21 protein-coding genes and 4 pseudogenes are annotated in these 20,741 nt (G+C 62.5%); 18 read left to right on the forward strand and 7 right to left on the reverse strand.

Features of this window, described 5'->3' with window-relative positions; genetic code table 11:
• Nucleotides 1-5: 5 nt before the first annotated feature.
• Complete coding sequence (locus tag QZ656_RS07455; protein ID WP_291992816.1) at nt 6-293, reverse strand: nitrogen fixation protein NifZ; 288 nt, start codon at nt 291-293, stop codon at nt 6-8.
• A gap of 194 nt (nt 294-487) precedes the next feature.
• Nucleotides 488-631 (reverse strand): annotated as a pseudogene (locus QZ656_RS07460) (resolvase); the annotation flags it as partial.
• Between the two features lie 126 nt (nt 632-757).
• On the opposite strand from QZ656_RS07460, the pseudogene QZ656_RS07465 reads away from it, so the two are divergent.
• Both QZ656_RS07465 and QZ656_RS07470 read left to right on the forward strand, forming a co-directional pair.
• A pseudogene (locus tag QZ656_RS07465) lies at nt 758-1,014 on the forward strand (AbrB/MazE/SpoVT family DNA-binding domain-containing protein); the annotation flags it as partial.
• 120 nt (nt 1,015-1,134) lie between these two features.
• Nucleotides 1,135-1,974, forward strand: coding sequence for a class I SAM-dependent methyltransferase (locus tag QZ656_RS07470; RefSeq protein WP_291992817.1), 840 nt, complete (start codon nt 1,135-1,137; stop codon nt 1,972-1,974).
• A 131-nt stretch (nt 1,975-2,105) separates the two neighbouring features.
• On the opposite strand, the pseudogene QZ656_RS24065 reads toward QZ656_RS07470, so the two are convergent.
• The 3 genes and pseudogenes from QZ656_RS24065 to QZ656_RS07485 all read right to left on the reverse strand — a co-directional run.
• Nucleotides 2,106-2,308, reverse strand: a pseudogene (locus QZ656_RS24065) (PIN domain-containing protein); the annotation flags it as partial.
• 261 nt (nt 2,309-2,569) lie between these two features.
• Nucleotides 2,570-2,641 (reverse strand): annotated as a pseudogene (locus QZ656_RS07480) (VapC toxin family PIN domain ribonuclease); the annotation flags it as partial.
• Nucleotides 2,638-2,892, reverse strand: a complete 255-nt coding sequence (locus QZ656_RS07485; protein ID WP_291992818.1) for a plasmid stabilization protein — start codon at nt 2,890-2,892, stop codon at nt 2,638-2,640. The gene QZ656_RS07485 and the pseudogene QZ656_RS07480, both read right to left, overlap by 4 nt.
• Before the next feature lie 286 nt (nt 2,893-3,178).
• Between QZ656_RS07485 and QZ656_RS07490 the strand changes: the two genes are divergently transcribed.
• Nucleotides 3,179-3,496, forward strand: a complete 318-nt coding sequence (locus QZ656_RS07490; protein WP_291992819.1) for an XRE family transcriptional regulator — start codon at nt 3,179-3,181, stop codon at nt 3,494-3,496.
• A 97-nt stretch (nt 3,497-3,593) separates the two neighbouring features.
• Here QZ656_RS07490 and nifA read toward each other — a convergent pair whose 3' ends face one another.
• Nucleotides 3,594-5,225: a nif-specific transcriptional activator NifA gene (nifA, locus tag QZ656_RS07495; protein ID WP_291992820.1), complete on the reverse strand. Its 1,632-nt coding sequence runs from the start codon at nt 5,223-5,225 to the stop codon at nt 3,594-3,596.
• A 23-nt stretch (nt 5,226-5,248) separates the two neighbouring features.
• On the reverse strand, nt 5,249-6,778 hold the full coding sequence (gene nifL, locus QZ656_RS07500; protein WP_291992821.1) for a nitrogen fixation negative regulator NifL: 1,530 nt from the start codon (nt 6,776-6,778) through the stop codon (nt 5,249-5,251).
• Between the two features lie 310 nt (nt 6,779-7,088).
• Between nifL and rsxA the strand changes: the two genes are divergently transcribed.
• The 15 genes from rsxA (at nt 7,089) to QZ656_RS07575 (ending at nt 20,725) form a co-directional block, all read left to right on the forward strand.
• Nucleotides 7,089-7,667 carry an electron transport complex subunit RsxA gene (gene rsxA, locus QZ656_RS07505; RefSeq protein WP_291992822.1) on the forward strand — a complete coding sequence of 193 codons (579 nt, stop codon included), beginning with the start codon at nt 7,089-7,091 and terminating at the stop codon, nt 7,665-7,667.
• A gap of 21 nt (nt 7,668-7,688) precedes the next feature.
• Complete coding sequence (locus QZ656_RS07510) at nt 7,689-8,243, forward strand: RnfABCDGE type electron transport complex subunit B (protein ID WP_291992823.1); 555 nt, start codon at nt 7,689-7,691, stop codon at nt 8,241-8,243.
• A gap of 7 nt (nt 8,244-8,250) precedes the next feature.
• Nucleotides 8,251-9,789 (forward strand): electron transport complex subunit RsxC, encoded by a 1,539-nt coding sequence (gene rsxC / locus QZ656_RS07515; protein ID WP_291992824.1) that lies wholly within the window; start codon nt 8,251-8,253, stop codon nt 9,787-9,789.
• Nucleotides 9,786-10,892, forward strand: a complete 1,107-nt coding sequence (locus QZ656_RS07520) for an RnfABCDGE type electron transport complex subunit D (RefSeq protein ID WP_291992825.1) — start codon at nt 9,786-9,788, stop codon at nt 10,890-10,892. Before rsxC ends, QZ656_RS07520 begins: the two co-directional genes overlap by 4 nt.
• On the forward strand, nt 10,889-11,500 hold the full coding sequence (gene rsxG, locus QZ656_RS07525; RefSeq protein ID WP_291992826.1) for an electron transport complex subunit RsxG: 612 nt from the start codon (nt 10,889-10,891) through the stop codon (nt 11,498-11,500). Before QZ656_RS07520 ends, rsxG begins: the two co-directional genes overlap by 4 nt.
• Nucleotides 11,500-12,180, forward strand: a complete 681-nt coding sequence (locus QZ656_RS07530; protein ID WP_291992827.1) for an electron transport complex subunit E — start codon at nt 11,500-11,502, stop codon at nt 12,178-12,180. Before rsxG ends, QZ656_RS07530 begins: the two co-directional genes overlap by 1 nt.
• A gap of 10 nt (nt 12,181-12,190) precedes the next feature.
• Complete coding sequence (locus tag QZ656_RS07535) at nt 12,191-12,463, forward strand: RnfH family protein (protein ID WP_291992828.1); 273 nt, start codon at nt 12,191-12,193, stop codon at nt 12,461-12,463.
• A gap of 163 nt (nt 12,464-12,626) precedes the next feature.
• Nucleotides 12,627-14,057, forward strand: a complete 1,431-nt coding sequence (gene nifE, locus QZ656_RS07540) for a nitrogenase iron-molybdenum cofactor biosynthesis protein NifE (RefSeq protein WP_291992829.1) — start codon at nt 12,627-12,629, stop codon at nt 14,055-14,057.
• Nucleotides 14,050-15,465 carry a nitrogenase iron-molybdenum cofactor biosynthesis protein NifN gene (nifN, locus tag QZ656_RS07545; RefSeq protein WP_291992830.1) on the forward strand — a complete coding sequence of 472 codons (1,416 nt, stop codon included), beginning with the start codon at nt 14,050-14,052 and terminating at the stop codon, nt 15,463-15,465. The genes nifE and nifN overlap by 8 nt, the downstream gene beginning before the upstream one ends.
• Before the next feature lie 10 nt (nt 15,466-15,475).
• Nucleotides 15,476-15,910, forward strand: a complete 435-nt coding sequence (locus QZ656_RS07550; RefSeq protein WP_291992831.1) for a NifB/NifX family molybdenum-iron cluster-binding protein — start codon at nt 15,476-15,478, stop codon at nt 15,908-15,910.
• A 1,447-nt stretch (nt 15,911-17,357) separates the two neighbouring features.
• A complete protein-coding gene (gene fdxB, locus QZ656_RS07555; protein ID WP_291992832.1) occupies nt 17,358-17,660 on the forward strand; it encodes a ferredoxin III, nif-specific in 303 nt (100 codons plus the stop codon).
• A gap of 504 nt (nt 17,661-18,164) precedes the next feature.
• Complete coding sequence (locus tag QZ656_RS07560; protein ID WP_291992833.1) at nt 18,165-18,899, forward strand: hypothetical protein; 735 nt, start codon at nt 18,165-18,167, stop codon at nt 18,897-18,899.
• The gene (locus tag QZ656_RS07565; protein ID WP_291992834.1) at nt 18,899-19,531 is read left to right on the forward strand and encodes a hypothetical protein; all 633 of its coding nucleotides are present in this window, start codon (nt 18,899-18,901) and stop codon (nt 19,529-19,531) included. Before QZ656_RS07560 ends, QZ656_RS07565 begins: the two co-directional genes overlap by 1 nt.
• Nucleotides 19,532-19,544: 13 nt before the next feature.
• On the forward strand, nt 19,545-20,195 hold the full coding sequence (locus tag QZ656_RS07570; RefSeq protein ID WP_291992835.1) for a hypothetical protein: 651 nt from the start codon (nt 19,545-19,547) through the stop codon (nt 20,193-20,195).
• A gap of 395 nt (nt 20,196-20,590) precedes the next feature.
• The gene (locus QZ656_RS07575) at nt 20,591-20,725 is read left to right on the forward strand and encodes a hypothetical protein (RefSeq protein WP_291992836.1); all 135 of its coding nucleotides are present in this window, start codon (nt 20,591-20,593) and stop codon (nt 20,723-20,725) included.
• The last annotated feature ends 16 nt before the right edge of the window (nt 20,726-20,741 follow it).

Genomic DNA, 20,741 nt, shown 5'->3' on the forward strand with positions numbered 1-20,741 from the left:
CGTTCTCACGCCGCCGCCGGTTGAACTTGCGTCAGCTCTTCGGGCAGGCAAGCGACGGGTTTCCCGAGCATGGCCTCGGGGCCTTCTTCGAAACGCACCAGATAGACGGCGCGCTTTACGTCGAGCGCGGCAAAGCCGCAGTCGACGACGACGCCGCGCGACCCGGCAGCGGCGATCACGGCTTCTTCGCCGACGTCGGGAATGCCGCCATCGTTGACGATATCCTCGACGGCGAAAACCAGATCGCCGATCTGATAGTGACTGCTTGCCATGGTCAGCTCCTGTTTTTCCATAGCTCTTTTGCAGCAAGGAGCGTGCCATTGCTTAGGGCAGATAATTCAGCGGCTTGCGCGTTTTCAGAGCTGTCGGGTTTCCGACAATGTCGGCATCCTGGTGCTCGCTGCCGTTTGCCGGCTACGGAACGACGAGGACATCGCGTTCTATCAGGACGGCGGCGTGATCGTTTTGCCCGGCAGGGCAGCCACGGCTCGGCGCGGGCGCCGGATGCGTTCTCACGCTTGACACCGGCGACGTAGTAAGCGGCCGCCCGGGTGCTGCGCTCGATCTGGGATTGGCGGGTGAAGTCCTGTTCATCGGTGCTGACGCGGAGATCGATGTGGGCGACTTGCATGGAGCCTGGCCAAGATGGGTAAGTTGGCCGGTGTCTATTTGACCATCCCAATTGGCCAGGAACGAGGAAAGCCTGCCCTGCTTCGGTAGGTTGTATATACTTTACGCCGCATCAGGGAGAGCCATGATGATAAAGACACGTATTGCAAGCTGTTCAAGAACGGCGCCAGTCAGGCGGTGCGTCTCCCCTCGGACTTCCGCTTTGAAGGGGACGAGCTCTATGTCACGCGCGACGATGCAACCGGCGATGTCGTGCTGTCCAAGCGGCTGGGGGCCAAAACCTGGAACGAATTTTTCGAGTTGCTGCATGAAGTCGATGTTCCCGCAGGTTTTAAGGCCAAGCGCCCGCTGAATGTCCTACCGCAAGAACGATGCATCTTCGACGGCGGTCTCTCCACGATCACGTCTACCGTGAAACGCCCAATGCCATCCCTGTTTGATCTTGGTTCTGACGCCTTGGTCCAGGATCGGGATCTCCTCACTTCCGCCTAGCAAACACATTCGATGGGAAACAAAGAAATGTCTTCAAGCACTCCGGAAACACAGAGCCGAGAATCTTGGGATCATTCCACCGCCCCGGATTTCCTCGACCACTACACTCGTGAGAGCCTTTCTCCCGCAACCATCGGACGGTTTACCCGGGTGCGCGACAAAGCCATAGGGCTCGTCGCCCAGCGACAAGGTCGCGCGGACAGGCTGGCAGTGGTGGACATCGGCTGCGGCGCAGGCACCCAGTCCCGTCTTTGGGCGCAACTGGGCCACCGGGTGCATGGCCTGGATGTAAGTGCGCCCTTGATCGAAGTGGCCCGGCAACGAGCGCGGGAAGAGAAACTTGATGTCGCCTTCGAGGTCGGGTCAGCCACTTCCTTGCCATACGCCGACGGATCAATGGATGTCAGCCTGCTGCCGGAACTTCTCGAACATGTCGCCGACTGGAAAAGCTGCCTGAATGAAGCTGCGCGTGTTCTCAAACCAGGTGGGGTGCTCTATCTCAGCACCACCAACTGGTTATGCCCGCTGCAGGAGGAGTACAACCTGCCCATGTACAGTTGGTACCCAGGCTTCGTCAAGCGCAGATACGAGCAGCTGGCGGTCACCACAAGGCCAGAGATCGCGAACCACGCCAGGTACCCGGCAGTGAATTGGTTCAGCTTCTACTCTCTGGCCGCCTACCTCGAGGGACGGGGCTTTAACTGCCTGGATCGCTTCGATGTAATTGACACCGACCATCTGGGAACCCTGCAGAAGTTGGCCATCGGCATGGCGCGAACCATACCGCCGCTACGCTTTGTGGGACATGTGCTAACCTCCTACACGATTTTGTTCGCGCTCAAGAGGAGCTGATGCGAAGCAGCAGGGAGCAAGAATCCGTTTCCCGAAACTCCTTTCGCGCAATTCCACACGGACCGCGATGCAGACAAGCACCACCGTAGACCAGCCTCTGCAGTGGCAAGGCGCCCCGATGGGCCGAGGTGCAGCTCGCCATAGCGTCGTGCCGCATTGATGTCGAATGGCAGCACCCGATCTCTGAACAGTCCCATCAGACGGTCAAGGGTCTGCGTCAACATGTCCTTGCGTTTGCCGGCTGGGACGCCCCGATACCAAACAAAAGCTCTGCCAGCGTCACGCTGGACAGATACAGCGTTTCGGCGACTTGATTATTCAGCCAGGCCCTCAACGCTCACGAAAACTGACCCTTTTTCGCTCACGGAAATTGACCCACCGTTGGCGCGCGCCAACACCCAGGTTTTCGCCTCGGAGCGGGGTCAAGGGCGGGCTGCGGTTTTTGCAGCCCGGCGCAGCGTACCCTTGACGCCGTGTAGAGGCGAGTACGCTCGGGAATGGCTGTGTGCGCGGCATTTTCGCGCGCAAAGCCATGACTACTAGGCGGGTCCGGTTTTGTGAGCAAAAGTGGGTCAATTCCTGAGAGCGTCAAGGGCCAGGCCCGCACAGTCGGATGCGGCTCTGGTTTCATCGCCTCGGAGACGACATTGGTATCGAGAACGATCATTCAAACCTCAGCGGCTCGGCCGGCGTCTTGTCTCTCTCTTGGTTGAAGGCCTCGAAATCCTCGTTCGTGAGGCCGATCTTGCGGCCCAATGCCGCGAGGGCTTCGCCCAGGCGAACGCGCGTCTCTGGCTTGACCGCGATCGCCAGAATCTCGCGGACCTCGGCCTCAGTGCTATGGCCATGTTGAGCGGCCCGCACCCGCAATGCGCGGTGTACATCGTCGGGCAAATTGCGGACTGTCAGCATGGCCATGGCAGTACCTCCCAAGAATGCATTCGATGCATCTATTTTACGAAAATGGATGCAGGCCTTCGAGGCTGAGTGAGAGCGTTAGCCATGGCGTTGAACACATGTTTTCCGACATCAACTCGATTGCTATCGCGCTGCCCCGGTTACCGGAACAGGGATACGCTGCCGCCTGAGCTGCGCAGGCGCTTAGCTTACGTACTGGCGTTGGCGCAGATGGGCGACCAGGACGATGCGGCAAAGGTGCTCAAGGGCTTCGGCGGTGCCGGCGTGCTGGAGCTTGTCGAGGGCGATGCCGGCGGGCACCTACCGGGCCGCCTACACGGTGAAGTACGCGGAAGCGGTGTTCGTCCTGCACGGCCTCGAGAAGAAGAGCAAGAGGGGGATCGCCACAGCGAAGTCAGAATATGGACATCATTCGCGCTCGGCTGCAAGGGGCCGACGCATGAGCATCCCGCAACCGAAGGTGTCGGGCAATATGCGTGGTGACTTCACGAACCTGTCCGAGCGCAAGCTGATGGACTGCTTGAACTGCCTCGGCTACGCCATCGAGATCATAGTGCGGCCGGCCGCCGAGCCGGTCGGATATCTGACGCTCGCGGTCGCTTGACCGATGAGCAGCTGCGAAGGAAGCCGGCGCGGCTTGCCGAGGACTTGATCTGCGAGCTGACTCCCGAGGAGTTCCCTGTCTGGCGAACTCGGAATGCTCAGAACTGCTTGACGTCGATGGCCAGCGTCTGGATGCGGTAGGCGATCTGGCGCGGCGTCATTCCCAGGATGCGCGCCGCCTTGGCCTGCACCCAGCCGGCCTGCTGGAGGGCGGCGATGACACGTTCCTTCTCGGAGAGATCGGCGTCGTCCATGTCGATCGCAGGGCCCGCGCCGGAGGTTGCGCCCGAGTTGCCGTTGAACGCGCTGCTGCCCGGGCTGCGCTGCGGTCTCGCTGGTGGGCGTTCACGGGCGCTCGGAAAGCGGATCAGGTCGACGTCGATACGGCCGGTTTCGGAGAGCACGGCGGCGCGTTCGAGACAGTTCTCAAGTTCGCGCACGTTGCCGGGCCAGTCATGATTGGCGAGCCGGCGCTGCGCCATGTCGGTGAGGCTGAGCGGGCGATTCTGCGCATGGCCAATCTTGCCGAGGAGGTGCCGGACGATTTCCGGGATGTCTTCGATACGCTCGCGCAGCGGCGGCAGAAAAATCGGCATGACGTTCAGCCGGTAGAACAAGTCCTCGCGGAAATCGCCACTGTCTACGGCGGTTTCCAGGTCGCGGTGGGTGGCGGCGATGATCCGCACGTCGACCTTGATCGTCCGGCAGCCACCGACGCGCTCGAACTCGCCTTCCTGCAGGATGCGCAGGAGCTTGGCCTGGAAAGGCCCCGAGACGTCGCCGATTTCGTCGAGAAAAAGCGTACCGCCGTGCGCCTGCTCGAAGCGCCCCTTGCGCGCTTCGACGGCGCCGGTGAAGGCGCCGCGTTCGTGACCGAACAGTTCCGACTCGAGCAGCGTTTCCGGCAAGGCCGCGCAGTTGAGGCGGATCATGGCATTGCGCGAGCGCGGCGAGTTGTAGTGGATGGCGTTGGCGATCAGCTCCTTGCCGGTACCCGTTTCACCGCGAATCAGCACCGTCGTGTTCCACTTGGCGACCAGCCGTGCCTGCTCGAAGACGCGGCGCATGGCCGCCGACCGTCCGACCATGCTGTCGAAGCCGAACTGATGGCGGACGGTACGGCGCAGCAGGTCGCGTTCCTCGAGCAGCGTCGATTTGTCGTTCTGGACCTCCAGCGACAGGCGCAGGCTCTGGCCGATCAGGTTGGCAACCATTTCGACGAACTGCGCGCGTTCCTCGAGCAGACCGTCGTCGGGCTCGGCCGGCTGCACCGCGAGAACGCCCTGCAGCTGGCCGCCAACCCGGATCGGCACGGCAATGAACGGCAGTTCGCGCTGGTAGATGCCGAGCCGGTTGAGAAAGCGCGGCTCGTCGGCGACGCGGCCGAGCATTACCGTTCGCGGTTTCTCGAGCATCACCCCGAGGATCCCTTCGCCGGGCTGGTACTGCACGTTCTGAACGTCGGCGACGCCGGCCGGGTGGTGCAGCTCGTGCGCCTTGAGGTTGCCGGATTGCGGGTCGAGGACGCTGATCATGCCGCAAGTCAGTCCGGCCTCCTCGTGCAGGATGCGCAGGACGTCGCGCTGCGTTTCCTTGAACGCCAGCGAGCGGCTGAGGACGCGACTGACGGCGTAGAAGGCGGCGAGCAGGACGATGTTCAACTCGTGCGTTCGGCAATAGCCGTTGGCTGGCGGCGAGTCTGCGGCGCGATGGATGGCGTGGTCGTGCATTCTTTTTCCTGATCGTCCGGCGCTCAGATCGGGCCGCCGTCGAGGCGAAATTCGACGATCACCGCACAGCCACCGCTGTCGCTTTCCTCGATGTCGATGATGCCCGCGTGGTCGGCCATCACCTGCTGGGCGCGTGACAGGCCGGTGCCGATGTGGCCGGTATTCCTGTGCTTGCCGGTGAAGAACGGCTCAAACGCCTTGTGCCGCTGCTCGGCAGGAATTCCGGGGCCGCTGTCGCTGACGGTCACGACCAGGCAGTCGTTGCCGCGCGCACTGCTCAGGCTCAGTTCGCGTCGCCGCCAGCCTTTGCCACTCATCGCTTCGATGGCGTTGTCGACCAGCGCCTTGAACAGCATGCGCAGTTGCAGCGGCCGGCCGATGACCGGCGGCAGCGTCGCCGTCGGCCGCCAGTCGACGACGATCCCGGCACCGAGCAGGCGCGGCGTGCAAATCTCCAGCACGTCGCGCAGGATCTCGTTGAGGTTGACCGGGACGATGATGTCCTGTGGCGCTTGCGGTATCACCTGGCGCAGCAATTCCAGGTGTTCGCGGCTGGCGGCCAGCGCTTGCTGCAGCGCACTGGCGCTGGCCGGGTCGCGTCTTTGCAGGACGGCGGCCGCCGAGGCCATGACGTTCAGCGGTTCTTCCAGACGGAAGATGGCGGCGGTCAGTCCCTCGCGCATGGCGGCGGTGCGTTCCTCGTCGGCGAGAACGGCCTGCATGGCGGCGGTGCGGGCGCGTTCCTGTTCTTCGCGCAGGCTGGTGATGTCGGCGATAACCAGCAGCAGACCGGCCTGACAGCCGCCGCAGAAGTAGCTGTCGGCGCAGTCGCTGTGCATTTCCAGTTGCGAAGTGGTGATCGACAGCCAGTGGGCGCGCCCGGCTCCGCGGTCGACGCGCGCCTCGCGGTTGGCAAAGACGCAGGTCGCGGGTTGCGCGGCGAGTGCTGCGCGCCAATTCGGGGCGACGCTGTCGAGCAGGCTGTGCGCGGGTTCGTTGACCTGCAGGGTGGTCAGCAGCTTCTTGTATTCGTGGTTGTCGAGGACGACGCGGCCGCTTTGATCGAGCAGGGCAAAGGCGATCGGTGCGGCGTCGACGACCGCTTCGATCAGCTTCTTCTGGTTGAGGACGACGCGTTCGAGGCGGTGCAACTCGGTGATGTCGCGCTGCATGCCGAGGAAGTGCGTCGTCTCGCCGCGGCGATCGACCACCGGCGAGATCGTCAGCTCGGCGAGATACGGCTCTCCGCCTTGCCGGCGGTTGAGCAATTTGCCCGACCATGGCCGTTGGGCAGCGAGCTCGCGCCACATCGTCTGGTAGCTTTCGTCCGGAGTCGTTTGGTCGGAGAGCAGCGATTCGTTCATGCCGATCACCTGCTCGGGGGCATAGCCGGTGACGCGCGCAAAAGCGGCGTTGGCGAACAGGATGTTGGCCTTGGGGTCGGTGATCGAAATGGCCAGATCAGCCTGATCGACGGCCTGGCGGAAGACTTCCGGCGGCAGTTCCGGCGCCTGCTGGACGGGGCGGACCTTGGCTTGCGGGATGGCCGACATCGACTTACTCCTCGGGGGTGCGTTGGCTGTCTTCGGATGCATCTCTGCACGAGTACAAGCACGTTTCGTGCCGCCGGCCGATTGCCCACCCACCACCCGCTTGCCGCCAGGTCCGCGGTAAAGCCGACGAATTGTCTGTCGGGTTTGCGACATTGGCGCCGCGCGGCGGCCTCCCCTTGCTGGTGCGTGCGCGGCAAAAGCGTGCATAGACGGGGAGTTGCGGATGCCGGCAAAGTTTTACCGGGCGGCGGGTGGGCCTTGGCACGGCTTGTGCACCACAGCAGACAGAACAACCCGAAAGCGCACTGCCATGAGCGAAGTCATCCTCCTGCTACTGTCCACAGCCCTGGTCAACAACGTCGTGCTGATCAAGTTCCTCGGTCTCTGCCCGGTGATGGGCGTCTCCAAGAGCGTCGATAGCGCTTTCGGCATGGGGCTGGCGACGACCTTCGTGCTGACCATGGCCGCTGGCGCTTCATGGATGCTCGACAACTGGCTGCTGCGGCCCTTCGGCATGGGCTACCTGCGCATCCTGACTTTCATCCTGGTCATTGCCGCCGTCGTCCAGTTCACCGAAATGTTCATCAAGAAGGCCAGCCCGGGTCTTTACCAGTCGCTCGGTATCTACCTGCCGCTGATCACCACCAACTGCGCCGTTCTCGGAGTCTCGCTGCTCAACGTCGAGCAGCGCTTCAGCCTGTTCAAGAGCCTGCTCTACGGCTTCGGCTCGGCGCTCGGTTTCACGCTCGTGCTGGTCGTCTTCGCCGGCCTGCGCGAGCGCGTGGCGCTGGCGCAGGTGCCTGCCGCCTTCGCCGGTGCGCCGATCGCTCTGCTCACCATCAGTCTGCTGGCGCTCGCCTTCATGGGCTTCTCGGGCCTGAACGTTTAACTCAAGTTCAAGGAAATCGCCATGTTCGCCATCCTCAGCCTGACCCTTCTCGGCGCGCTTCTCGGCGTCATCCTGGGCATCGCCAACCGCGTGTTGAAGGTTGCCAGCGACCCGCTGGAAGACGAACTGCTGGTCTTGCTGCCCGGTTCCAACTGCGGCCAATGCGGCTTCGCGGGCTGTGCGGCGGCGGCCGCGGCGATCGCCGCCGCCGCTTCGCCCTCCTGCTGCGCGTCCGAAGGCCAGGCACTCGCGACCTGCTGCCTGCCGGGCGGCAAGGCGTTGGCGACGGCGCTGGCCGCCAGGCTGGGAATCACGCTCGATCTTGCCGACGTCAGCGACGCCGGCCCGAGGATCGCCATCGTCGCCGAGGAACTGTGCATTGGTTGTTGCCGCTGCAGCAAGGTCTGTCCGACGGACGCCATCCTCGGCGCCTCGCGGCAGATTCACAACGTTCTTCGCGAAGCCTGCACCGGCTGCGAGAGCTGCGTGGACAGTTGCCCGACGGAGGCACTGGTGATGCGCCCGGTGCCGATTACCCTGCAACACTGGGTGATGCCCAGACCCCTGGCGGCGTGAGCAGATCATGGGACTCCTCAAGGCCCTCAAGCACTTCGTCGGCGACGACTGGGGCGTGCATCCTGCCGACCACAAGCGCCCGGCGGCTGATCTGCCGAGCCGCCGGCTGCCGCTGCCCGAGCGCGTACACCTGATGCTCGCGCAGCACGTCGGCGCCCCGGCGCGGCCGGTGGTTCTGGTCGGGCAGAAGGTCAGGAAGGGTGAATTGATCGCCGCCGCGCACGGCAACATTTCGGCACCGGTGCATGCCTCGACGTCGGGAACGATCAGCGCCATCGGCGAGATCACCGCCGCGCATAGCTCGGGTTTGCCGGCGATGGCGATTTCGATCGACGCCGACGGCGAAGACGCCTGGCTCGACAGCGATCCGATCGTCGATCCTTTCGCCCTGCCGCCCGCGGCAATCGCCGCGCGCGTCGCGGCGGCCGGCGTCGTCGGGCTTGGCGGCGCGGCCTTTCCGTCGGCGGTCAAGCTGAACCTCGGGCGCCGCTCCGAAATCGACACGCTGATCGTCAACGGCAGCGAGTGCGAGCCCTACCTCTCGTGCGACGACCGCCTGATGCGCGAGCGCGCCGCCGACATCGTCAGCGGCATCCGCCTGATGCTGACGGCGACCGGCGCCGCCCAGGCCAAGGTCGGCATCGAGGACAACAAGCCGGAAGCGATCGCGACCATGCGCCAGGCGGCGGCGGCATTTTCCGAGGTCGTCATCGTGCCCGTGCCGGCGCGCTATCCGATGGGCTCGGATCGCCAGTTGATCGTCGAACTGAGCGGCCGCGAAGTTCCCTCCGATGCCCGTGCGGCCGACGTCGGCGTGATTGTGCACAACGTCGCCACGGCCTACGCCACGCAGCAGGCGGTAGTCCTCAATCGACCGCTGGTGCAGCGGCTGATGACGCTCAATGGTGGCGCCGCTGCGGCGCCGGGCAACTACGAGGTGCCGCTCGGCACGCTGGTCAGCGATTTCATCACTCTCAGCGGGGGCCGCAAGGGCGAGGTGGCGCGGCTGCTGATGGGCGGGCCGATGATGGGCGTCGTCCTGGCGCACGCGCGCGTGCCGGTGATCAAGGGCTGCAGCGGCATCCTGCTGCTCGACGCCGAGGAAGCGGCGGCGGCCGAGCCGCAAGCGTGTATTCGCTGCGGCAGTTGCATCAAGGCGTGCCCGATGGGTTTGCTGCCGCTCGAAATGAGTGCCCGCATTCGCCACGACGAACTCGAGGCGGCGGTCGATTTCGGGCTGTCCGACTGCATTGCCTGTGGTTGTTGCGCCTACGTGTGCCCTTCGCACATCCCGCTGGTGCAGTATTTCTACCACGCCAAGGGCGAGCTCTCGGCGCGCCAGCGGGCGCAATTGCGTGCTGAAGCGACGAAGAAGATGGCTCTCGGTCGGCAGCAACGCCTCGAGCGCGAAGCCCGCGAAAAAGCCGCCGCGGCGGCGCGCCGCAAGGCCGAACGCGCGGCGCAGCAGAGCGCTGCGACGGCCGTGGCCGTGGCCACTACGGTGGCCGCTGCGCGGCAGCCCGAGCCGGCCGGAGAAAGCGCATGAAAGCGACCATGACGAGCGCCACGCCGGCCGCCGAGGCGCTCGCCTCGCCGCACGCGCACGGCGGCAATTCGGTGGCGCGGACGATGTTCCGGGTGCAGCTGGCACTGCTGCCGGCAACGCTCTGCGGCTTCTGGCTTTTCGGCTGGCAGGCCTTCTTCTTGTGGCTGTTGACGATCCTGTCATGCCTCGGCTGCGAAGCGCTGGCGCTCGGCTTGATGGGCAGGCGGCCGCTCAAGCGCTCGCTGGGCGACGGCTCGGCGCTGCTCACCGGTTGGCTGCTGGCGATGACGCTGCCGCCGTGGGCGCCGTGGTGGGTGGCCGTCGTCGGCGGCTTCATCGCCATCGTCGTCGGCAAGCAGGTCTTCGGCGGCGTCGGTCAGAACGTCTTCAACCCGGCGATGGTGGCCAGGGTGGCGCTGCTCGTCTCCTTCCCGCTGCCGCTGACGCAGTGGGTGCTGCCGCTGCCGCTGACGCCGCTGGCGGCGCCGGGTTTTGTCGACAGCCTGCACATCTTTCTCAACAGCCTGCCACCGACCGACGCGATGGCCAGCGCATCGCTGCTCGGCTTCTCGAAAACCGAACTGGCGCGCGGTAGCGATCTGCTGCATTCGCTGAGCGGCGCCTCGGCGCCGCTCCTGTCGTGGCTTGGCGCACGTTCCGGCAGCCTCGGCGAATCGGCTTCGCTGTTGATCCTTGCCGGCGGCCTGTACCTGTTGGCCAGCGGCATCATCACCTGGCACACGCCGGCCGCGGTGCTGCTCGGCCTGGCCCTGCCGGCGGCGATCGGGCACGCCGTCGACCCGGCGCGTTACCTGAGCGTGGCGACGCACCTGCTGTCGGGTGCGGCGATGCTCGGCGCCTTCTTCATCGCCACCGATTACGTCACCTCGCCGAACACCGGCGCCGGCCAGCTCGTTTTCGGCGTCGCTGTCGGCGTGCTTACCTGGGTCATCCGCAGCTACGGTGGCTACCCCGAGGGAATGGCTTTCGCCGTTCTCCTGATGAATGCCATGACGCCGGTGATCGACCGCTTCATCAAGCCGCGCATCCTCGGTCGTGACCGCCAGGGCAAGCCGCTGACCATTCCGGAAAGTGCCGCATGAACTTTTCCTCCTGCCGGGAGAAAGTCGCCTACCAGCCGATTCTGCTCGGCACTTTCGCGCTGCTCGCCAGCGGCGCCCTGGCCTGGGTGTCGCAAGCGACCGGCGACGCCATCATCGCCGCCGAAGCCAGTGACTTGCGAAGCTCGCTCAGCGACGTCCTGCCACAGGGCTTTGCCGACAACGATCTCCTCGGCGACACGCTGACCATCGACCGCGACGGCCAGGCGGTGACCATCTACCGCGCGCGCCAGCACGGCAAGGTCAAGGGCGCGGTATTCAAGGTCGCCGAGCGTGGTTACGCCGCCGACATCCAGCTGCTGATGGCGCTCGACGCCGACGGCACGACGCTCGGCGTGCGCGTCCTCAAGCACGCCGAAACGCCGGGTCTCGGCGACAAGATCGACGTCGCCAAGTCGCCGTGGATCGAGGACTTCGTCGGCAAGTCATTGGGCAAGCCGCCGCCCGAGCAATGGGCCGTCAAGAAGGATGGCGGAGTCTTCGACCAGTTTGCCGGCGCGACCATCACGCCGCGCGCAGTGGTCAAGGCGGTCAAGGGCGGGCTGGCGTTTTTCGGCGCGCATCGCGAGGAAATTCTGGGAGAAAAATGATGAGCGACAATCTCCGGCGGGTGATCAAGGACGGCTTGTGGGACCACAACGTGGTCCTGTCGCAGATGCTGGCGCTTTGTCCGGCGATGGCGGTGACCACCAGCGGCAGCAACGGCCTCGGCATGGGCCTGGCGACCACGGCGGTGCTGGTGGCTGCCAACGTGCTGGTGTCGATGATCCGCCATACGGTCAGCTCGCAGGTGCGCATCCCGGTGTTTGTGGTGCTCATCGCGACGCTGGTCAGCGTCGTCGACATGGCGATGAACGCCTGGCTGCACGATCTCTACAAGGTGCTCGGCCTGTTCATCGCGCTGATCGTCGTCAACTGCGCGATCCTCGGACGTGCCGAGGCCTTTGCCGTCAAATCGGGCGTGCTCGCCGCGGCCGTCGACGGACTGGCGATGGGCCTGGGGTTTACCGGCGCGCTGACGCTGATCGGCCTGATCCGCGAACTGCTCGGCGCCGGGACGCTGTTCGCGCAGGCGTCGAACCTGCTTGGTCCGGCCTTTGCTTTTCTGGAAGTGAAGATTCCCAACTACGGTGGCGCCTTGCTGATGATCCTGCCGCCAGGCGCTTTCGCTGTCCTCGGCTTCCTCCTGGCCGGCAAGCGGCTGTTGGAAAGGAGCTTGCAGGCGCGCGCCGGCAGAGTTGCCGGCGCTGCCGCCGGCGTCACGGCTTGAGGAGAGCGAGATGCAGATCGGTATTGCCTATTCCGAACCCGGCCAGCAGGTGTGGGTGAACATCGAGGTGCCGGAAGCGTCGACCGTCGCCGACGGCATCGAACGTTCGGGAATCCTCAAGCAGTTTCCCGACATCGACCTGAAACGACAGAAAGTCGGCGTTTTCGGTCGGCTGGTCAAGCTCGACGCCGCTCTCCAGGCGGGCGACCGCATCGAGATCTACCGGGCGATCTTTGCCGATCCCGAGACCGTGCCGCGGCGGCAGCTCGAGGGCGACGACTAGACGCCTGCCGGCGGCGCGTCTGCTGCCGCCTCCGCAGAGCTTGCCCGGTGCACCGCCTTTGTCGACTTTGCGACAAGCGCTAGTCAGTAGAAAGCCAATGAAAACAGTCTTGCCGGCATGGCACTCATCTTGCTGAGTACTGAGTGGACATCTGGAGTAGCGCATGAAAACCAGCGACATCCAGGCCCTGCTCGACGAGCCGGCCTGCAGCCACAACGACAAGGAGAAAACCGCCTGCGCGCGGCCAAAGCCTGGCGCGACGGCCGGCGGCTGTTCCTTCGACGGCGCGCAGATCACGCTGCTGCCGATCGCCGACGTGGCGCACATCGTGCACGGCCCGATCGCCTGCGCCGGATCGTCGTGGGACAACCGCGGCACGCGTTCTTCTGGCAGCCGGCTCTTCCGCATCGGCATGACCACCGATCTGTCGGAAACCGATGTCGTCATGGGGCGCGGCGAAAAGCGTTTGTTTCACGCCATCAAGCAAGCCATCGACAGCTATTCGCCGGCCGCCGTCTTCGTCTACAACACCTGCGTTCCGGCGCTGATCGGTGACGACGTCGAAGCCGTTTGCAAGGCGACCAGCGAGCGCTGGGGAACGCCGGTCGTTCCGATCGATGCCGCGGGTTTCTACGGCACCAAGAACCTCGGCAACCGCCTGGCCGGTGAAGCGATGCTCAAGTACGTGATTGGCACCCGCGAGCCCGAGGCCGCGGCGCCGCGCGCCGACGGGCTGCCGACCTACGACGTCAATCTGATTGGCGAATACAACATTGCCGGCGAGTTCTGGCACGTCGCGCCGCTGTTCGACGAACTCGGCCTGCGCATCCTGAGCACGCTTTCCGGCGACGCGCGCTTTCGCGAAGTGCAGACCATGCATCGCGCCCGCGTCAATATGGTGGTCTGCGCCAAGGCTTTGCTCAACGTCGCGCGCAAGCTGCGCGACAACTACGGGCAGCCTTTCTTCGAGGGCAGTTTCTATGGCGTCGAGGACATGTCCAGCGCCCTGCGCGGCTTCGCTCGGCTGCTCGGCGACGCCGATCTGGTGCGCCGCACGGAAGCCGTGATCGGCCGCGAAGAAGCGCGCTCGACGGCCGCCCTCGAAGCCTGGCGGCAGCGCCTCAAGGGCAAGCGGGTGCTGCTGTACACCGGCGGCGTCAAGTCGTGGTCGATCGTTTCGGCGCTGCAGGATCTCGGGATGACGGTCGTCGCCACCGGCACGCGGAAGTCCACCGAGGAAGACAAGGCGCGAATTCGCCAACTGATGGGCGACGACGCGCGCATGATCGACGACGGCAGCGCCAGGAGTTTGCTGTCGATCTACAAGGAATATCGGGCCGATATCCTGATCGCCGGCGGGCGCAATCTGTACACCGCGCTGAAGGCGCGCATCCCCTTCCTGGATATCAACCAGGAGCGCGAGTTTGGCTACGCCGGCTACGACGGCATGGTCGAACTCGCCCGGCAACTGGCCTTGTCGATCGAAAGCCCGGTCTGGGAAGCCGTCAGGCGACCGGCGCCGTGGGCGACGCATGGCAGCCAGGCCAGTGTGCCGGTGGCGCGAGTGGGCGAGGGCGCAAAGCAAAATGGCTGAGATCATCCATGCGAAGAAGGCGCTGGCGGTCAATCCGCTGAAGGTCAGCCAGACGCTTGGCGCGGCGCTGGTCTTTCTGGGAATCCGCAACAGCCTGCCGCTGATGCACGGTTCGCAGGGCTGCACGGCCTTCGGCAAGGTCTTCTTCGTTCGCCATTTCCGCGAGCCCGTGCCGCTGCAGACAACGGCGATGGATCAGGTGTCGACGATCATGGGTGCCGACGAAAACGTCATCGAGGCGCTGCGGACGCTGTGCGACAAGAGCGGCCCGGAAGTCATCGGCCTGGTGACCACCGGCCTCTCGGAAACGCAGGGCACCGACATCCGGCGCGTGCTGCGCGATTTCCGTAGCGCCCACCCCGAGTTCGACGACGTCACGGTGGTGCCGGTGAATACGCCGGACTATGTTGGCTGCCTGGAAAGCGGCTACGCGCTGGCGCTCGAATCGCTGATCGAGACGCTGGTAGCGCCAGGCCGGCAGGTCGGCAAACGTCCACGGCACGTCAATGTGCTCGCCTCGGCGATGCTCACGCCGGGCGATATCGAAGCCATCAAGGAATGGCTCGAAGCCTTCGGCCTGCAGCCGGTGGTCGTTCCCGACGTCGGCGATTCGCTCGACGGTCACCTCGACGAAGCCGAGTTTTCGCCGCTGACCATCGGCGGCACGCCGCGCTCGGAAATCGCCCGCCTGGGCGAGTCGATCGCCACGCTGGTCGTCGGTTCGTCGCTGAATGGCGCGGCTGACCTGCTGCAAGCGGCGACCGGCGTTGCCGATTATCGCTTCGACGGGCTGCTCGGCCTCGATGCCTGCGACGAGTTTACGCAGGCGCTGGCGGCGATTTCCGGGCAGCCGGTGCCGCCGCGAATCGAACGCCAGCGCGCGCAGCTGCAGGACGCGATGGTCGATTGTCACTTCATGCTCGGCTGCGTGCGCATCGCACTGGCCGCCGATCCCGATCTGCTGGTGATGTTGGCGCGCTTCCTGAATGGCATGGGTGCCGAGATCGTCGCCGCGGTCAGCCCGGCGAAGGCCGCCAGCCTGGCGCGCGCGCCGCTCGCGAAAGTCATCGTCGGCGATCTGGAAGACGTCGAAAAGCAGGCGCGCGCCACTGGCGCGCAGCTTGTCATTGGCAATTCGCACGCCCTCGAGAGCGCCCGCCGACTCGGCGTGCCGCTGCTACGCGCGGGCTTCCCGCAGTACGACCTCGTGGGCGCTTATGCCCGCAGCTGGGTGGGCTACCGTGGCACACGGCAGACCCTTTTCGATCTCGCCAACCTGATCCTGGGCCACCACCATGAACTTGAAGCCTATCAATCCATTTACCGGCGCAGCGCCGGCAACGACGAAAACGCCAGGCAGCCCGACCTCGTCGCGTCGCCTGCAACTGGTCTGGTCCCTCAAGCCTGAGGCAACGGTGATGATCCGGGTGGCCTTCGCCAGCAGTGACCGTCGGCGCGTCGATCAGCACTTCGGCGCGGCCGAGAGTTTCGCGGTCTACGAGGTGACTTCCGACCAGTCGACGCTGCTTGGCGTCGGCGACTTTACGCGCGAAGCGATGGATGGCAACGAGGACAAGCTCGCCGCCAAGCTCGCCTTCCTCGAAAGCTGCGACGCCGTTTACGTGCTGGCGATTGGCGCCTCGGCAATCAGGCAGTTGATCGCCAGGGGTATCCAGCCGCTGCGCATCAACGAGTACAGCGAGGTCGACGAACTTCTCGACGACATCGTCCTGGCCTTGAACCAGGGTGGCGTGGCGTGGATCGAGCGCGCCCTCGCGGCCCGCGCCAGGTCGCACTCCGAGCAGCGTTTCGCCCGCATGGAGGACGAAGGCTGGCAAGGCGGCGAAGAATGAGCGCGCCCATGATCGAACATCGCGCCGTCGTCCAGAGCGTCGACGGCGGCCAGGCGAGCCCCAGGACACCACGGATAACATACGGCGGCGTGAGGGTACGGGAGGGATAATGCAGAGGCAGGTGGCGGCGGCGTAGGCAAGTGGTGGTGGCCAGCGGCAGCGCGACGCGGGCGCATCACACTGCCGGTGTGCTGGCGCGAGAAGGGCTGGAGACGTGGTGATAGTTAGAGAAACGAAAGAAAAGAGCAGTTACCCACTCTCTCTTTTTTCATCCCCCCTCTTCTCACTCTATTTTTTTTTTAACCTTCTTTCTTTCCTTTCTTTCTCTTTTCTAACTCTTTCTACCTTCCTCTGCTCCCTTTTTTCTTTTTTTTCTTTTTTCTCCCCTTTTTTTTTTCTCGGGACTCTGCGTTTTTTTTTGCCGCGATTTCGGGCTATTTTTGGGTTTGGCGATGTGGATGGGTGGAGCCCGCGTTCCTACGCTCGGCCCCAGCGAGGTACGGACCTCGCGCGCTTCGTTTGGGGTCGTGGTTTGTGTGGGGGATCGCAGGTTCGTCGCTGACGGGCTGGTTGTGCGTCCATTGCAACTCATCTGACTGTGAGTTGCACTCGCGCAGTATTTTCGGCTTGTATAGGTATCCGCCCCTGGCGTTGATCAATCTTTCGCAAACGTTTGCGGGATAATGGGCTCGCGCGCGTGCTTCATGGAATGGATCTGATATAAGCGGTGGTGGCCTCGAGACCCTCTCGATACCCATCATGAGGTGGCGGGCGGATCCCGCTGACGGGGATCGGACGACACGATCTCGGCTTCTCAGGTTCTCCCACGCTGCGGGCTCCGCGCGGACTGACCTGTCGCGTGGTGGTTCATCCAATGCGGTTTTGGTCTCCTCTTTACCGCTCACTCTCCCCTCTCATATTTTTATTGCTGCATTTTGTGTGGCCCCCTGCCGCACACCGCGCCTGCCCTTTTCTTTTGGTACAGCTGCCGCTACCTCTGCAATAAGAAGTATTCGGAGTTTTTTGCGTTTGCTGCGTGTAACATGCAGCATGGCGGTACAGGATGATTGTATTGGTGTGTATCCGCGGAGGGTGTGGACGGATGAGTGGGCACCGACGAAGACATCGATGCTGCTTCGTCGGCTGTCACGGAGTGTCTTCCTCTCGCGTTGTATCAGCCACATCATTGGTTTTTGTGGGCCGCGGCAAACCTGCCGTGCCACCTACATGTCCCAACTGGGGAAGAGCACAGCGTAGCTTGCACACCCAGGTTGTATTTTCTGATGTGTGTAGCTGTCTTGTGTGTGTATAAGGTTTGGCGCTGTTGAGCTTTTGTCTACGATAGCAAAATGCGCTGTTATTGGAAGTTTGGGGCTTGTTGAGCTTATTCCACGTTACGGCCGACGTTGTGTCAAGTTCGGCTCGTTAGATTGTCCCCCGCTAAGCCATGTCCCAACCCGGACTACCGTGGTGGCGACGCACCTATGGACCCAGCCGCCAATTTCGTCCACCGCCCTCCCCTATCATCCGCGTCAAACGAGATGGCGGCATTGGCTGCGGCCGCTGCTACAAGGTCTGCCCGCGCAATGTCCTCGACCTCGTCGAGCGCGAACTCGACGCCGAGGACGACGGCGACAACGAAGACGACAACATGATGGTCATGGCCCTGGCCAACGCCATGGACTGCATCGGCTGCGGCGCTTGTGGCCGGGTGTGCCCGAAGGACTGCTACACGTATGCGCCGGCCTGAGGGTGGTGTTTGCGCGATTGTCTTGAGGGGGCGGCGGGGGATCGGGGAAGGGGAGGGCGGGATTGATTTGGCGGTGCGCGAGGCAGCAGAGATCGTTGGTTGCAGATGATCACGCCGCGGGCGCTGGGCGACGACCCAAACTCGACCGATGAATTGATCCGGGTGAATGGTGGCTTGGCGATCGTCAAGCGGCCGGCTACGGGGATGTGAGGTCGGCCTGCTCTTCAGCCATTGCGCCCGTTGAGTCGCCGCAGGATTCGGTCCACAATGCGATGGTGAGCAGTAGCTGATGGGTCGCGAGCGAGGTTGGCTCACTCGAAGGCGAACGTGAACTTTCGACGCTTTGCCGTTGTTCACCGGTTCCCGAAGGGGTAGACTGACCAACCCATCTGGGGCTTGCTAACCATCTTTTGCTGGCCGTGCTGCTTCCCAGAATGAAAAGTTATGCCGTGCTTACTGTTCATGTAAGGCGTGTGAATACTACTTGCGGAAATGAGGCGTGTTGTGACCGACGAAATAGACACTACGTGGTCTGCTGACCACCTTAGAGTTTCACTTTTTGCCAGTGACGTTTGGTCTATGCCTGCCGAAGATATTTTTTTCGGTGTGTTTGGAGCTACCGCAGAGACTATTACAAATAAGCCTGCTGCCAACGAAGCGTCAGCAGTTGGAGTTTGGGAGGGCTTGCGGCTTGAGGTGAAGAGAACATTCAACCGCATTGACTTTGTTGTTCAAGATGTGCCCACTGACATGATGGGGCCAATGCCCCTTATTAAAGACGTTAGATCTGTTCTGCCTAAGTTCTCCTCCCTGGTTGCCCTGTGGGTCTCCAAACAAACCAAAGGCGTTATTCGTATTGCCTTGGGTTGTAACGCATTCCTCCTTTCCCAGAGCGTTGAAGATAGCTATGTCAAGTTGAAGGGTTTAATTAATGTTATTGACATTGACGTTGCGAGGTTCAAGGAGTTTAGATTCCAAGTGAATCTGCCAAAAACCTCTTCAGTGTCCCCAAGTATAACTATCAACAGACTTTCTAATTGGGCGTCGATTGCTATACGTGCAGCATTGATAGGAATTGACGCGCCGCGGTATTTTGATGACAAGTACTACGTTTCGTGCTCACTAGATGTAAATACTGATGGTGAGCGAACTGAACCAATCAATGTTGATTTAGTTGAACGAATCACTGAAGAGTTATCTCTAATTTGCGCTGAAATTTTGGAGGTGGGGATTTCGTGATGCTGAATATCGCCATTGAACAAAAAACTGGATTTTTTCAAAAGACGGACTCAAGTTTATTCGTTGTCATGCCCGTTGGACGAATGAGTGGCGACGATAGCCCGGCGCGTGTGTCTGATAGAGGGACGTACTTTATTGACTCTGTACTGCCTGTCGCTCCACGGCCCGCCTATGAGTGGGTTGTTCCGTCGAGTTCTACATCGCTGTTCTCTGCACCTCTAGGCATGATGAAGGAACTGTTGGCGGTCAGTGATGCAGAGCTTGAGACTTCGCGCGACAAGGCGGATTCAGCAGTAAAAGGCGTTCTGGTTAGCGCATACAACTTGGACAAGGGTGGGTTTGGCAGACTTGCGGCCCAGGAGGTGATGCTATTTGTTGAGAAAAACTTGAAACGCAACGGTTTGACAGAGGCCAATAGACTTCTTGAGTTGGCTGATGCATCAAAACTCAGTAGCCGTAGTTTGATTGGCTTGATTCGATCCACCGCCAGACTGAAGGATAGGCTCCCAGCGTGGGGGGGGGCATATCTGAAGTCACGGAGTGAGGTGACCAAACAGGGTAAAAACCCGGATGCGTTGTTTGTTGGCTTGCCTAAACTCCAAGAGTCGGATGCACCCAAAGCCACCCCATGAGATGCCTCAAGCAATGGCTGAGTCCATTGCCTTTGCGGTTGCAGGGTCTGCTGTAACAGGCGATAGGCGTCAAAAGCATGTTGCGTTGATCTATCGGGCAGATAACTCAAGGCTCATGCTTTTGCATCTCGGCTGGCACCACCAACTGTCCCATGCACCATGGAACGGGAAGTACCACTGGTTAGAGTTTTCTGGCCTAGATCGAGAGCTTCAAGAGACCTTTGCGGATTGGGCGGTGTTGGTTGCTGACGCATCACCGGGAATTCCTACCCCCTACAGCATCATTTTCCGTCCAGGACGAAACTTTGACACTGACGGTCGCTTCATCCATCAGAACGATGGAAGTGGATTGACTTGTGCCTCGTTTTTGCTGGCGCTATTCAGCGACTACGACATGCCGCTCATAGATGTTTCTGGTTGGCCAGAATCTAGGAGCGGTGACCTGACGTGGATTAGAAAAATCATTCACATGCTAAGGGCGGAAGTTCAGCTTAATCGGCTCCCTGCTTGGGAATGGATTGAACAGGTCAAACGCAGGCACAAGCTTAGAAGATTCCGCCCCGAAGAAGTCTTTGCTACCGCAGCTTTGTTTTCTGGCGAACCACTCGACTTCTCTGTTGTGGAAACAGCCGGCGCTGCTGTAAATGCAGTGGTTCCTGCTTAGGTAGATGCCACCCTACAGCTCAGTTGACACCGGCCATTCAGGCCAAGTGAGCTGCCAACGACAAAAAATTGCGCGTCAGCAGAAATTTATCTGAGATGGTGGCAACGATGGTGATGGCCGAAGCGGACAGTAGACGCGGTTGGCCTGAAGGTCCTTCCTCCGCCCGAAAGGCGTCGCTCGGTGATCGTACTCCAAAGCGGGCACCGACAGAAGGTCGAGCTTGCCGGGCGGCCGTCCGGCCCGGTTAATCAAGAGTCATTGGAGCCAATAGGTTCCACTTTCCTTGTTCGTGTTCCTCGGTGGATGGACCAGTGGGGCGTTCTCGGCCGTCTCCTGAGACGCTAGCCGAGCGACCGCGCGAACTTTCCCCCGACCAGCGGCGCCGGCTGACCAGGATGGGCGACAAGTCGGAAGCTTTTTGCCAGCAGACGCTGATGGTCCTGGCGCAGAACAAGCCGATTATCCCGCCGGAACTCGATCTCGCCGAAGCCGAGCGCGATCTCTACAAGCTTGATCTCCTGCGACCCTAGCTGGCGAGCCTGCGGC

Source organism: Candidatus Accumulibacter sp. ACC003 (assembly GCF_907163085.1).
Classification (GTDB): domain Bacteria; phylum Pseudomonadota; class Gammaproteobacteria; order Burkholderiales; family Rhodocyclaceae; genus Accumulibacter.